Origin of the sequence: Rhizobium sp. J15, from assembly GCF_002531825.1 — a bacterium.
Taxonomy (GTDB): Bacteria; Pseudomonadota; Alphaproteobacteria; order Rhizobiales; family Rhizobiaceae; genus Rhizobium.
On record NZ_NWSX01000001.1, the window covers coordinates 176,569 to 189,959 of the forward strand.

Sequence of the window (13,391 nt, forward strand, 5' to 3'; positions counted from 1 at the left end):
GCATCTCTGATCGAAAAATCGCCGGAAAGTAAAAAATGATTTCTAATCAACTACTTGAACTGAACAAAGGAGCATGCATGTCTGAAATTAGAGTTGTCGTAATCACTGGAGCATCCTCCGGAATAGGTGAAGCGTCAGCCCGCCTTCTTGCACAAAATGGCTTTCAGGTCTTCGGGGGCGTACGCAACCCGGCACGTGCCAACGCCATTCCCGGCGTGCGCTATGGGACTGTCGACGTGACCGATGAGGCCTCGGTCTCCAATTTTGTTCAATGGGTTTTGTCCGAGACAGGCAGGATCGACATCCTGATCAACAATGCCGGCGTTTCACTGGTCGGCCCTGTCGAGAACACGTCGCCTTCCGAAGCGCAAACAGTATTCGATACCAATGTTTTCGGCCCTTTGCGCATGATCCGCGCGGCTTTGCCCTCCATGCGCGCCGCTCGCAGTGGACTGATCATCAATATCAGTTCGGTCCTCGGCTTCCTGCCTGCACCGTTCATGGGAATATATGCCAGCAGCAAGCATGCACTCGAAGGGCTGTCGGAGTCGCTGGACCATGAGATTCGGGAATTCAACGTGCGCGTGGTGCTGGTTGAACCGACCTTCACGAACACCAAGCTCGATGTAAACGCGGCACAGACCGAGGCGCCCTTGGGAGCCTACGCAGCGCAGGCTGACGCGACCATCAAGGCCGTACAGGCACAGATCAAAACCGCGCCGTCGGCCGGGACTGTCGCGGAGAAGATATTGGCGGCAATCAACGGCCCCTACAAAATGCGTCAACCGGCCGGCGGCCAGGCAACGCTTCTAAGCCGGCTGCGCAGGTTTATGCCGGCAAGTGCGGTCGACAACAGCCTGCGCAAGACATTCGGCTTCGGAAAGCGTCCTGTGTCCTAAATCTTGCCCAAACTTGCAGACGTCGTCGGCTCACAGGCCTCCTTTAGCAAGCGTGAAAACCCAGCGCACACCGAGCGACTGGCGGAACAGGTTTGCATCGGTTTCCGGCTGGCCGGCGGCGCTCAGCCCATGCGCTCGGAGGCATAGCTTCCGGGGCTTGCCGGAAAGACGACGGTGCGGTTGCCGTTGATGAAGGTGCGGTGGTGGATATGGGCGTGAATGGCGCGCGCCAGCACCTGGGCTTCGACGTCGCGTCCCAGCGAGACGTAGTCCTCCGCGGACTGCGCATGCGTGATGCGGACCGTGTCCTGCTCGATGATCGGACCTTCGTCGAGATCGGCGGTGACATAGTGAGCCGTCGCGCCGATGAGCTTCACGCCGCGCTCATAGGCTTGCTTGTAGGGGTTGGCGCCCTTGAAGCTCGGCAGGAACGAGTGGTGGATGTTGATGATGCGGCCGGACATTTTTTGGCAGAGCGCATCCGAGAGAATCTGCATGTAGCGGGCGAGCACCACCAGCTCCGCTTGCGATTGCCCGACGATATCGAGCAGACGCGTCTCGGCCTCAGCTTTGTTGGCCTTGGTTACGACGATGTGGTGGAAAGGAATGTCGTGGTTCACGACCAGTTTTTGATAGTCGTGGTGATTGGACACGACGCCGACGATGTCGATCGGCAGCGCGCCGATGCGCCAGCGGTAGAGAAGATCGTTCAGGCAATGGCCGAAGCGGGACACCATGAGGATGACCTTCATCCGGCGCGAGGCGTCCACCAGTTCGAAGCTCATCTCGAACTGCCTGGCGACTTTCTCGAATCCTTCCCGGATCTCGGCCTGGGTTGCGCCGTCTTCCGAGACGAAGGTCACTCTCATGAAGAACTTCGTGCTCTCGAGATCATCGAACTGAGAGGAGTCGATGATGTTGCAGCCTTTCTCGGCAAGGCAACCCGAAATCGCAGCGACGATCCCGCGGGTCGACCTGCATGAAACCGTAAGAACGTACTGAGACATGGGACTATCCGACCAAAGAAAAAAAGACCCGTGCCCGAGGCACGGGGCAGGTAGCCGCGGATGCGGCGGGAGCTCAAATGTCCAGAGTGGTGCTCCGTTCCCACTCGGTGAAATGCGAGCAATAGGTGTTCCACTCGCCGTGTTTCAGTTTGAGGTAGGCGGAGGAGAATTCCCGGCCAAGGGCCGCCCGCAATTCTTCGTCCTTCTCATATTCACGCAGCGCGTCGAGAAGGTTGAGGGGCAGCTTCGGAGCGTCGGTCACGGTATGCCCGTCGCGATACATATCGATATCATAGTGGCTGCCGGGATCGGCCTTCGACCGGATTCCGGAAAGGCCGGCGGCGATGATGATCGCCTGGAGAAGATAAGGGTTCACCGCGCCGTCGGGCAGCCGCAGTTCGAAGCGGCCGGGGCCGGGGACACGCACCATGTGGGTGCGGTTGTTGCCCGTCCAAGTCACCGTATTCGGCGCCCATGTCGCGCCCGAGATCGTTCTCGGCGCGTTGATCCGCTTATAGGAATTGACGGTCGGGTTGGTGACGGCGGCCAGCGCCGAAGCATGTTTCATGATGCCGCCGAGGAAGGTCTTGCCCTGGGCGGAGAGGCCGAACGCCATTTCCTTGTCAGCGAAGGCGTTGACCTTGCCGTCGAGGTCCCAGACCGAGATGTGGGCGTGGCAGCCGTTGCCGGTCAGGCCCTTGAAGGGCTTCGGCATGAAGGTGGCGCGAAGGCCGTGCTTTTCGGCGATCGACTTGACCATGAACTTGAAGAAGGAGTGCTTGTCCGCCGTCTTCAGGGCATCGTCATATTCCCAGTTCATTTCGAACTGGCCGTTCGCATCCTCATGGTCGTTCTGATAGGGCTTCCAGCCGAGTTCGAGCATGTAATCGCAAATCTCGGCGATGACGTCATATCGGCGCATCACGGCCTGCTGATCGTAGCAGGGCTTTTCGGCGGTATCGAACTGATCCGAGATCACCGAGCCGTCGGGAGAGATCAGAAAGAATTCGGGTTCGACACCGGTTTTCACCCGGAGCCCTTCTGTCGCAGCCTCGGCGACCAGCCTTTTCAGCACCACGCGCGGCGCCTGTTCGACAGGCCGGTCGTCCATGACGCAGTCGGCTGCGACCCATGCGACGTCTTTCTTCCAGGGCAGTTGGATGACCGAGGAAGCATCGGGAACGGCGAACAGGTCGGGATGGGCGGGCGTCAGGTCGAGCCAGGTCGCGAAGCCGGCAAAACCGGCGCCATCCTTCTGCATATCGGCAATGGCTTCTGCCGGAACCAGCTTGGCGCGTTGGCCGCCGAAGAGGTCCGTATAGCTGATCATGAAATATTTGATGCCTCTTTCGGAGGCGTATTGCGAGAGGTCCAGTGTCACGTTTGTCCCCTTATGTTGATCTTCGACACTTGATGATGAAGCCGGCCGCGTCCTCCCAAACGCGCCCGGCCGAGCATTCTTAAAAACCGGTCTTGCCGGGAATCCAGTTGGTGCCGGCGAGCGGCACCTGCGCCATGGCCGATGCCTCGATCGTCAGTGCGACGAGGTCTTCCGGCTCGAGATTGTGCAGGTGGTTCTTGCCGCAGGCGCGCGCGATCGTCTGCGCTTCGAGCGTCATGACCTTGAGGTAGTTGGCAAGGCGGCGGCCGGCCGCAACCGGGTCGAGGCGTTTTGAAAGCTCCGGATCCTGGGTGGTGATGCCGGCCGGATCCTTGCCTTCATGCCAGTCGTCATAGGCGCCGGCCGTCGTGCCGAGTTTCTGATATTCCGCTTCCCAGTGCGGATCGTTGTCGCCGATGGCGACGAGGGCGGCCGTGCCGATCGCCACCGCATCGGCGCCGAGCGCCAATGCCTTGGCGACGTCGGCACCCGAGCGGATGCCGCCGGAAACGATGAGCTGCACCTTGCGGTGCATGCCGAGATCCTGCAGCGCCTGGACGGCCGGACGAATGCAGGCGAGCGTCGGCATGCCGACATTCTCGATGAAGACGTCCTGCGTGGCCGCCGTGCCGCCTTGCATGCCGTCGAGCACGACGACGTCGGCGCCGGCCTTCACGGCAAGGGCGGTGTCGTAATAGGGCCGCGCGCCGCCGACCTTGACGTAGATCGGCTTTTCCCAGTCGGTGATCTCGCGCAGCTCCATGATCTTGATTTCCAGATCGTCGGGGCCGGTCCAATCGGGATGGCGGCAGGCCGAGCGCTGGTCGATGCCCTTCGGCAGGTTGCGCATGTTGGCGACGCGGTCGGAGATCTTCTGGCCGAGCAGCATGCCGCCGCCGCCGGGCTTGGCGCCCTGGCCGACCACGACTTCGATCGCATCGGCGCGGCGCAAATCCTTGGGGTTCATGCCGTAGCGCGACGGCAGGTACTGATAGACCAGCGTCTGCGAATGGCCGCGCTCTTCATCGGTCATGCCGCCGTCGCCTGTCGTGGTCGAGGTGCCTGCGATCGTCGCGCCGCGGCCGAGCGCTTCCTTGGCGTTGCCGGACAGCGCGCCGAAGCTCATGCCGGCAATGGTGATCGGCGTCTTCAGCGTGATCGGCTTCTTGGCGAAACGCGAGCCGAGCACCACTGTCGTGTCGCACTTCTCCCGATAGCCTTCGAGCGGATAGCGCGAGATGGAGGCGCCGAGAAACAACAGATCGTCGAAATGCGGAACCTTGCGCTTGGTGCCGGCGCCGCGGATGTCGTAAATGCCGGTGGCGGCCGCGCGGCGGATTTCGGCGAGCGTATAGTCGTCGAAGGTCGCGGACTTGCGGGGCGGAGTATAAGGGTTGTGATAGCTCATGGGTGTCCCTCGCCTCAGTACGCGTCGGCGTTGTCGATGTTGAAATTGTAGAGCTTGCGGGCCGAGCCGTAGCGCTTGAACTCTTCGGGCCTGACGTCCGTGACCCCTGCCTTGTCGAGCAACTCAGCAAGCTTCTCCAGATGCTCGGGCCGCATCTCCTTCTCGATGCAGTCGGAGCCTAGGCTCTTGACCTCGCCGCGGACGAAAAGCTTGGCTTCGTAAAGCGAATCCCCGAGCGCCTCGCCGGCGTCGCCGAGCACGACGAGATGGCCGGATTGGCCCATGAAGGCCGACATGTGGCCGATGCTGCCGTGCACGACGATGTCGATGCCCTTCATCGAAATGCCGCAGCGCGAGGCCGCATTGCCCTTGATGACGAGCAGGCCGCCCCGGCCGGTGGCGCCGGCATACTGGCTGGCGTCGCCCTCGATGACGACGGTGCCGGACATCATGTTTTCGGCAACGCCCGGACCGGCTGAGCCATGGACCGTAACATTGCCACCGTCATTCATGCCGGCGCAGTAATAGCCGACCGAGCCTCTGACGGCGACGGTGACGGGGCTGTCGATGCCGACGGCAACGGAATGGCTGCCACGCGGGTTGATGACCTCGAATGCGGTGTCGTTGGCGCCCTTGGAAAGGGCGTGCAGCGCGCTGTTGAGCTCGCGAAGAGGGGTGTTGGAAAGATCGAATGTGGGCATTGGGTCCTCGTTGGTCGGGGGAGACGGTTTCAGCCGGCTCCTGGCTTTCGGGCGCCCCTCAGGCGGCCTTGTCGTGATCCCAGAAGTAGACGGTCGCCGGCTCCGGCTCCCAGACGCGGGCATTCTCGATGCCGGGAAGGTTGACCAGCGCGCGATATTCCGAGCCGAAGGCGACATATTGGTTGGTCTCGGCCATGACGGCGGGCTTGCAGGCGATCGGATCGCGCACCACGCCGAAGCCGGACTTGGTGCCGACGACGAAGGTGAAGAAACCGTCGAGATCGTCGAGCGCGCCGGTCAGCGCCTGGCCGAGATCCTTGCCCTTGGCCATCTCGGCGGTCAGATAGGCGGCGGCGACTTCGGAATCGTTCTGGGTCTCGAAGCTCATGCCTTCGCGGATGAGTTCACGGCGCAGGTTGTTGTGGTTGGACAGTGAGCCGTTGTGCACCAGGCACTGGTCGGCGCCGGTCGAGAACGGATGGGCGCCGAGCGTGGTGACGGCGGATTCGGTCGCCATGCGGGTGTGGCCGATGCCGTGGGTGCCGCCCATGGCGCGGACGTCGAAGCGCGCGACCACATCTTTCGGCAGGCCGATTTCCTTGTAGATTTCGACGCTTTCGCCCGAGCCCATGAGACGGACCGTCGGGCGGATCTGTTCGAGCGCCTCACGCACGGCGCCAAGCTTGGAGGCATCAAGCTCAAGGACTGCGTGCGTGCTCTTGATCCACACATGGGCTTTGATATCAGCCTTCTCGAGGTCGCCGGCGAGGCCTTCGAAGTCGACACCAGGATCGGCGGACTGGATGGTCACCTTCGCCCTGCCCTCGGCGGAGCCGCCATAGATCGCGATGCCGGCCGAGTCCGGCCCGCGGTCCGTCATGGTGATCAGCATGTCCGAGAGAAGATTTCCCAGCTGAGGCTCAAGGCTCTTGTCCTTGAGGAAAAGTCCAACGATGCCGCACATAGCCTGTGCCTCCTTTCAAGTTGGGAAAGGAGTAACAGCTCTGCCTGCGGACTTCAACTGAGGAGAATAAATTTTTCTTTTAAGGCAAGTCAGCCCCTGGTGCTCTGCTGGGGATAGCTGATGATCGAGAGGTAGCGGCTCGGCAGTTTCACCAACTGCTCCGGCCCATGCGGCGCATCGGCATCGAAGAACAGGCTGTCGCCCGGCTGCATCTGGAAAAGCTGATCGCCATGGCGATAAACGACCTCGCCTTCGAGCATGTAGAGAAACTCCATGCCTTCGTGCTGGAAGGTCGGGAAGACGTCGGAATCGGCCGTCAGCGTAATGAGATAGGGCTCGACGATGACGCCGCTCGAATTGTTGTCGATATGGCCGAGCAGATTATATTGGTGGCCGGCCCGCGTGCCGCGCCGTTCGAGCTCGACGCCCTCTCCCGCCTTGACGAAGACGGCGTTGCGCGGTTCTTCGTAGCGGCGGAAGAAGGCCGTCAGCGGCACGCCGAGCGCCCGCGACAGCGATTGCAGCGTCGTCAGCGACGGCGAAATGTTGCCGTTCTCGATCTTCGACAGCATGCCGAGCGAAATGCCCGTCGCGGCCGCAAGATCGGTGACCGTGATGCCGAGTTTCTTGCGGTAGGCGCGCACCTCATGGCCGATCGCCATTTCGAGATTGTTTTCCTTCGGCTCCCGAACGGCGTGCGGGTCCTGGGAAAAGGGGGTGCGCCCGCCATGCGCCTGTTCCGGTTGATCTGCCGCTTCACGCTTCGATTTCATGGCTCGCCTTTGCTTTCGTTCAGAGGCAACCCTATCGCCATAGTGAAATTTCCTCAACCGTGAGGAAAATCTATTCCCGCCGCGCCTCGCGCGGCGCCACACCATAGACGGCGCGGAACAGCCGGGAAAAATGGCTGAGACTGGAAAAGCCGGTGGCGACGGCGATCTCCGACACGGAAAGCGGGCTTTGTTTCAGCAGGCGATGGGCATGCTGCAGCCTGATCCTGTGGTATTGATCGAGGAAGGTGGTGCCGAGATGGGTTGCAAAGAGGCGGTCGAGATGGCGGGCGGAAACACCGGCGATGCGCGCCATGGCGGCGCGATCGAGCGGCATCTCGATCGTCTCCTCCATCCGTTCGAGCACACTGAGCAGGCCGGGATGATGGGCGCCATAACGCTCGGCGAGCGACGCGCGCTGGGGCGCTGCCGGCTCGTTGACCTCGGTGTGGAGATACCAGTCGCTGACACGGCGGGCGAAATCCGGCCCCATGCGCTCGGTGATCAGCACATGCATCATGTCGAGCGCTGAGATGCCGCCGCCGCAGGAGATTCTGCTGCCGTCGATCAAAAAGCGCGCCTGGCGCGGCGAAAGATCCGGGAAAGCCTCGAGAAGAGCGGCGGCGTATTCCCAGTGGATGGTGAAGTCGCGGCCGGTGAGGAGCCCGGCGGCCGCCATTAGATAGGGGCCGCCTGAAATGCCGCCGATCCTGACACCTTCGCGCGACAGCTGCCTGAGGCAGGCGAGAACGCCGGGATAGCGCCACTCGCGCGGCGAGCCGCCGGCGCAGACGAAGGCCGTGCCGAGCCCCGCGCCCCTGCTGGGAAGAGGTTCGGCCGGCACCGGCACGCCAGAGGAGGAGCGCGCGGGCGCGCCGTCCGGCGAGAACGTCCGCAGACGATAGATATCGCGTCCGGCCAGGAGATTTGCCGCCCTGAGCGGCTCCGTCGCCGAAGCGTAGGACATCAGCGCGAATCCCGGGATCAGGATAAAGCCGATCTCCTGGACATTTCTGGTATCGGATGAGGACATGTCCCTTTTATATTCATTAGTGTCCTAATTGCGCAAGTTCGCGGCGGTCTTTCTGGCATCATGCGGCGGTTCTTTTCGGATTGACCCATGCGCTACTCCGCTCTTTCGATTTTCCTGAACGGCCTTCGCGGCAACAAAAGCTGGGCGCCCGCCTGGCGCGACCCGGCACCGAAGCCGCATTACGACGTCGTCATCGTCGGCGGCGGCGGTCACGGCCTTGCCACCGCCTATTATCTCGCCAAGGAATTCGGCATCACCAATGTCGCCGTGCTCGAAAAGAGTTATCTCGGCTCCGGCAATATCGGCCGGAACACCACGATCATCCGTTCCAATTACCTGTTGCCGGGCAACAATCCCTTCTACGAGCTGTCGATGAAGCTCTGGGAAGGCCTGGAGCAGGACTTCAACTTCAACGCCATGGTCTCGCAGCGCGGCGTGCTCAACCTCTTCCATTCCGACGCGCAGCGTGACGCCTATACGCGCCGCGGCAACGCCATGCGGCTGCACGGCGTCGACGCCGAGCTTCTCGACCGGCAGGCGGTACGCAAGAAACTGCCCTTCCTCGATTTCGACAATGCGCGTTTCCCTATCCTGGGCGGCCTGTTCCACCCGCGCGGCGGCACGGTGCGCCACGATGCGGTCGCCTGGGGTTATGCCCGCGGCGCAGACAGCCGCGGCGTCGATATCATCACCCAGTGCGAGGTGACGGGCATCCGCACTGAAAACGGTCAAGTTACCGGCGTCGAGACCAGCAGGGGCTTCATCGGCTGCGGCAAGCTGGCGCTGGCGGCGGCCGGCAATTCCACCGTCGTCGCCGATATGGCCGGCCTTCGCCTGCCGATCGAAAGCCATGTGCTGCAGGCCTTCGTTTCCGAAGGGCTGAAGCCCTTCATCGACAATGTCGTCACCTTCGGCGCCGGGCATTTCTATGTCTCCCAGTCCGACAAGGGCGGCCTCGTCTTCGGCGGCGATATCGACGGCTATAATTCCTATGCCCAGCGCGGCAATCTGGCGACAGTCGAGCATGTCGCCGAAGCCGGTGTGGCGATGATCCCTTCCCTGTCGCGGGTGCGTTTTCTGCGCTCCTGGGGCGGGGTCATGGACATGAGCATGGACGGCTCGCCGATCATCGACCGCACCCATATCGACAATCTCTATCTCAACGCCGGCTGGTGTTACGGCGGCTTCAAGGCGACGCCCGCGTCCGGCTTCTGCTACGCCCATCTGATCGCCCGCAACACGCCGCATCAGACGGCCCGGGCCTTCCGGCTCGACCGTTTCGCCCGCGGCTATCCGATCGATGAAAAGGGCGTCGGCGCCCAGCCCAATCTGCACTGAGGACATTTAGACGATGGCAAGCCTGATTTCTTGTCCCCATTGCGGCGTCCGGCCCAAGGAGGAATTCTCGATCCGCGGCGATGCGAACCTGGTCCGGCCGGCGCCGGATGCCGGCGCGGATGCCTGGTACGACTATGTCTATCTGCGCGACAATCCGAAGGGCCGGCATAGCGAATACTGGCACCATTCCTCCGGATGCCGCCGCTGGCTGATCGTCGAGCGCGATACCGTCACCCATAAGGTTCATGGTGTCAGGGATGCCGCTCTTGCCAAGCTCGGCGGAGAACCGGCATGACGAGTTTCCGTCTTTCCTCCGGCGGCCGCATCGACCGGGCCGCGACACTCGGCTTCACCTTCGACGGCAAGGCGCTGGAAGGCCATCCGGGCGACACGCTCGCCTCGGCGCTGCTGGCCAACGGTATCCAGCTCGTCGGCCGCAGCTTCAAATATCACCGCCCGCGCGGCATTCTGACGGCGGGGGCCGCCGAACCGAACGCGCTGGTGACGACAGGCAGCGGCGGGCGCACCGAACCGAATACGCGCGCGACGATGATCGAGCTTTACCAGGGGCTGACGGCCAAGAGCCAGAACCGCTGGCCTTCGCTCGATTTCGATGTCGGCGCCGTCAACGGCCTGCTCTCGCCTTTCCTCAGCGCCGGTTTCTACTACAAGACCTTCATGTGGCCGGCGGCCCTCTGGGAAAAGCTCTACGAGCCGGTGATCCGCAAGGCGGCGGGCCTCGGCCGCGCCTCCTACGAAGCCGATCCCGACGCCTATGAGAAATGTTGGGCGCATTGCGATCTGTTGGTGATCGGCGCCGGCCCCACCGGTCTTGCCGCGGCACTCACCGCCGGGCGCGCCGGCGCGCGCGTCATTCTTGCCGACGAAGGCGCCGAATTCGGCGGCAGCCTGCTTTCCCGCGGCGCAGTCGACGGCAAGCCGGCGGACGCTGTTCTCGGCGAGCTGCTGGCCGAACTCGAAGGGCTGGCGAATGTGCGCCGCCTGCCGCGCATGATCGTGTTCGGCTGGTACGACGACAATGTTTTCGGCGCGGTCGAACGTGTGCAGAAGCATGTGGCGCTGCCCGATCCCGAGCGCCCCGTCGAAAGATTGTGGCGCATCGTCGCCCGCCAGGCGCTTCTGGCGACGGGAGCCGAGGAGCGGCCGCTCGTCTTCGGCGGCAACGATATTCCCGGCGTGATGATGGCAGGCGCCATGCGCAGCTATCTCAATCGGCAGGCGGTGGCGCCAGGCCAAAGCACGGTGATCTTCACCACCAACGATACTGCATATGACACCGCCGCCGACCTCGAAGCCGCCGGCCTTCGAGTTGCCGCGATCGTCGACAGCCGCGCCGATGGCGGCAAGGGCTGGCAGGGCCGCGCTGAGGTTCTGCGGGGCGCCCGGGTCATCGATGCAGAGGGCGGCAAGCGCCTGCGCGGCGTCAGCATCGAGACCGCAGGCGGCATTCGCCGGATCGACGCGGATGCGCTCGCCATGTCGAGCGGCTGGAGCCCGGTCATTCATCTTGCCTGCCATCGCGGCGGCAAGCCGCAATGGTCCGAGGAGTCTTCGGCATTTCTGGCGCCGGCATCACAGGACGGCCTTGCCGTTGCCGGCGCAGCCGCCGGCCTTGCGCAAACCACGGCCTGCCTCGGCGATGGCGCGGCGAAGGCCGCCGCCGCATTGCAGGCAATCGGCTTTTCAGCGGAACCGGCCTTTGTTTCAGCTCCCGAGACGGCTCCGTATGCAAAGCCGCTCTGGTCGGTGAAAGGCTCGAAGGGCAAGGCCTTCGTCGACTATCAGAACGACGTGCACCTCAAGGACCTCGGGCTTGCCGTGCGCGAAGGCTACGGCCATGTCGAGCTTGCCAAGCGTTATACCACCAGCGGCATGGCGACCGACCAGGGCAAGCTTTCCAACATCAACGCCATCGGCATTCTTGCCGAGGCGCGCGGCGTGTCACCCGCCGAAGTGGGAACGACGACCTTCCGGCCCTTTTATACGCCCGTTTCCTTCGGCGCTTTGACCGGGGCATCGCGCGGCAAAGATTTCCAGCCGGCGCGCAAATCGCCGTTGCACGGCTGGGCGAAAAAGAATGGCGCGATCTTCGTCGAAACCGGGCTCTGGTATCGTTCTTCCTGGTTTCCGCGCGCCGGTGAGGCGACATGGCGCGACAGCGTCGACCGCGAAGTGCTGAATATCCGCAAAAATGCCGGCCTCTGCGACGTCTCGACGCTCGGCAAGATCGAAATCTTCGGTCGCGACGCCGCGACCTTCCTCGATCGCGTCTATTGCAACGGCTTCGCCAAGCTTGCTCTGGGCAAGGCGCGTTACGGCATCATGCTGCGCGAGGACGGCTTCATCTATGACGACGGCACCACCAGCCGCTTCAGCGACGACCATTTCTTCATGACGACGACGACGGCGCTTGCCGCCGGCGTGCTGACCCATCTCGAATTCTGCGCCCAGACGCTGTGGCCGGAACTCGACGTCTGCTTCGCCTCCTCGACCGATCAATGGGCGCAGATGGCGGTTGCCGGGCCGAAGTCGCGCGCGATCCTCTCGGAAATCGTCGACGAGGATCTTTCCGATGCGGCCTTCCCCTTCATGAGCGCCCGCAAGGTGTCGCTATTCGCCGGCCACCTCGAAGGCCGGCTCTTCCGGATCTCCTTCTCGGGCGAACTCGCTTACGAACTGGCGGTGCCGGCCGGCTATGGCGAAAGCGTTGCCGATGCCATCATGGCGTCAGGCGAGAAACACGGCATCTCAGCCTATGGCGTCGAAGCGCTCGGCGTCATGCGCATCGAAAAGGGCCATGTCACCCATGCCGAGATCAACGGCACGGTAACACCCGGCGATCTCGGCTTCGGCCGCATGGTTTCATCAACCAAGCCGGATTTCATCGGCAAGGCGATGCTTGCCCGCGAAGGCCTGCAGGATCCCGAGCGCCCGCGCCTCGTCGGCGTCAAGCCGCTCAACCCGGCAAGCGGCTTCCGCACCGGCTCGCATATCCTTGCCGAGGGTGCGGCGGCGACGCTCGAAAACGATCAGGGCTATGTCACGTCGAGCGCCTTTTCGCCGAGCCTCGGCCATAGGATTGGCCTGGCGCTCGTCCGGCGCGGGCCGGAGCGCATCGGTGAGAAGGTGACGGTCTGGAACGGCCTGCACAATGAATTCACCGATGCGGTGCTCTGCCATCCCGTCTTCATCGATCCCGAAAACGAGAAGCTCCATGCCTGATCTTCCCCAGCACCGGCCGGTCCTCGCCGGCGCCAGACACAACGGTGCGGCAGGATCCGCCCTCCGGCTGGAAGCCTTGCCGGAAGGCCATCTGCTGCACGTGCTCGGCGCGATCGAGCCGGCCGCACTCGCCACCGAACTGGCGAAAGCAGGCCTTGCGAACAGTTCGATCCGCAAGGCCGGTTTCCGCCAATGGTTCATCGCCGGCGACGAACCGCTCGCGCCCGCAAAGCTCGACACCCTTACCGCAGCGCTTGCCGGAAAAGCCTACGTCATGGACCAGAGCCATGGGCGTGTACGCATCGGCATTTCCGGCCGATCCTCGCGCCTGCTTCTTTCAAAAGGCACGGCCGTCGATCTCGATCCCGCCGTCTTTGCGGAGGACGATTCGGCCATGACGATGATCGGCCATATCTCCGTGCAGATCGTACGCACCGGCGATGACAGCTTCGAACTCACGGTCCTGCGCAGCTTCGCCGAAAGCCTCTGGGACGAGCTCAGGCATATGGCGACGAGCGCCGAAAAGGATAGCGGCGCATAAGGGCCGCCGTGCCGGCGCAAAGATCGACGATTGAGCGAAAATAGCTGTAAGGTTCAACTTTCCGGCGCGGTGGCACGCAGCCGTTGACCGTCGAGCCAACACGAGA

12 protein-coding genes are annotated in these 13,391 nt (G+C 63.0%); 5 read left to right on the plus strand and 7 right to left on the minus strand.

Features of this window, described 5'->3' with window-relative positions:
• Window positions 1–77: 77 nt before the first annotated feature.
• Window positions 78–899 (plus strand): oxidoreductase, encoded by an 822-nt coding sequence (locus CO670_RS00830; RefSeq protein WP_097588527.1) that lies wholly within the window; start codon window positions 78–80, stop codon window positions 897–899.
• A 122-nt stretch (window positions 900–1,021) separates the two neighbouring features.
• Here the strand turns inward: CO670_RS00830 and purU are convergent, their stop codons facing one another.
• The 7 genes from purU to CO670_RS00865 form a co-directional block, all read right to left on the minus strand.
• On the minus strand, window positions 1,022–1,906 hold the full coding sequence (gene purU / locus CO670_RS00835) for a formyltetrahydrofolate deformylase (RefSeq protein WP_097588528.1): 885 nt from the start codon (window positions 1,904–1,906) through the stop codon (window positions 1,022–1,024).
• Between the two features lie 73 nt (window positions 1,907–1,979).
• On the minus strand, window positions 1,980–3,287 hold the full coding sequence (glnT, locus tag CO670_RS00840) for a type III glutamate--ammonia ligase (protein ID WP_097588529.1): 1,308 nt from the start codon (window positions 3,285–3,287) through the stop codon (window positions 1,980–1,982).
• A 79-nt stretch (window positions 3,288–3,366) separates the two neighbouring features.
• Window positions 3,367–4,695, minus strand: coding sequence for an FMN-binding glutamate synthase family protein (locus CO670_RS00845; RefSeq protein ID WP_097588530.1), 1,329 nt, complete (start codon window positions 4,693–4,695; stop codon window positions 3,367–3,369).
• Between the two features lie 14 nt (window positions 4,696–4,709).
• Window positions 4,710–5,396 carry a GXGXG domain-containing protein gene (locus tag CO670_RS00850; RefSeq protein ID WP_097588531.1) on the minus strand — a complete coding sequence of 229 codons (687 nt, stop codon included), beginning with the start codon at window positions 5,394–5,396 and terminating at the stop codon, window positions 4,710–4,712.
• A gap of 58 nt (window positions 5,397–5,454) precedes the next feature.
• Window positions 5,455–6,360: a glutamine amidotransferase family protein gene (locus tag CO670_RS00855; protein ID WP_097588532.1), complete on the minus strand. Its 906-nt coding sequence runs from the start codon at window positions 6,358–6,360 to the stop codon at window positions 5,455–5,457.
• 89 nt (window positions 6,361–6,449) lie between these two features.
• Complete coding sequence (locus CO670_RS00860) at window positions 6,450–7,133, minus strand: helix-turn-helix domain-containing protein (RefSeq protein ID WP_097588533.1); 684 nt, start codon at window positions 7,131–7,133, stop codon at window positions 6,450–6,452.
• 70 nt (window positions 7,134–7,203) lie between these two features.
• Window positions 7,204–8,163 carry a GlxA family transcriptional regulator gene (locus tag CO670_RS00865; RefSeq protein ID WP_097588534.1) on the minus strand — a complete coding sequence of 320 codons (960 nt, stop codon included), beginning with the start codon at window positions 8,161–8,163 and terminating at the stop codon, window positions 7,204–7,206.
• 87 nt (window positions 8,164–8,250) lie between these two features.
• Between CO670_RS00865 and CO670_RS00870 the strand changes: the two genes are divergently transcribed.
• From CO670_RS00870 to CO670_RS00885, 4 genes are read left to right on the plus strand one after another with little or no spacing between them, the layout of a single operon-like run.
• Window positions 8,251–9,501 carry a sarcosine oxidase subunit beta family protein gene (locus CO670_RS00870; RefSeq protein WP_097588535.1) on the plus strand — a complete coding sequence of 417 codons (1,251 nt, stop codon included), beginning with the start codon at window positions 8,251–8,253 and terminating at the stop codon, window positions 9,499–9,501.
• Between the two features lie 13 nt (window positions 9,502–9,514).
• Window positions 9,515–9,796: a sarcosine oxidase subunit delta gene (locus CO670_RS00875; RefSeq protein WP_004674480.1), complete on the plus strand. Its 282-nt coding sequence runs from the start codon at window positions 9,515–9,517 to the stop codon at window positions 9,794–9,796.
• Window positions 9,793–12,744 (plus strand): sarcosine oxidase subunit alpha family protein, encoded by a 2,952-nt coding sequence (locus CO670_RS00880; RefSeq protein WP_097588536.1) that lies wholly within the window; start codon window positions 9,793–9,795, stop codon window positions 12,742–12,744. The genes CO670_RS00875 and CO670_RS00880 overlap by 4 nt, the downstream gene beginning before the upstream one ends.
• Complete coding sequence (locus CO670_RS00885) at window positions 12,737–13,285, plus strand: sarcosine oxidase subunit gamma family protein (RefSeq protein ID WP_097588537.1); 549 nt, start codon at window positions 12,737–12,739, stop codon at window positions 13,283–13,285. Before CO670_RS00880 ends, CO670_RS00885 begins: the two co-directional genes overlap by 8 nt.
• Window positions 13,286–13,391: the final 106 nt, after the last annotated feature.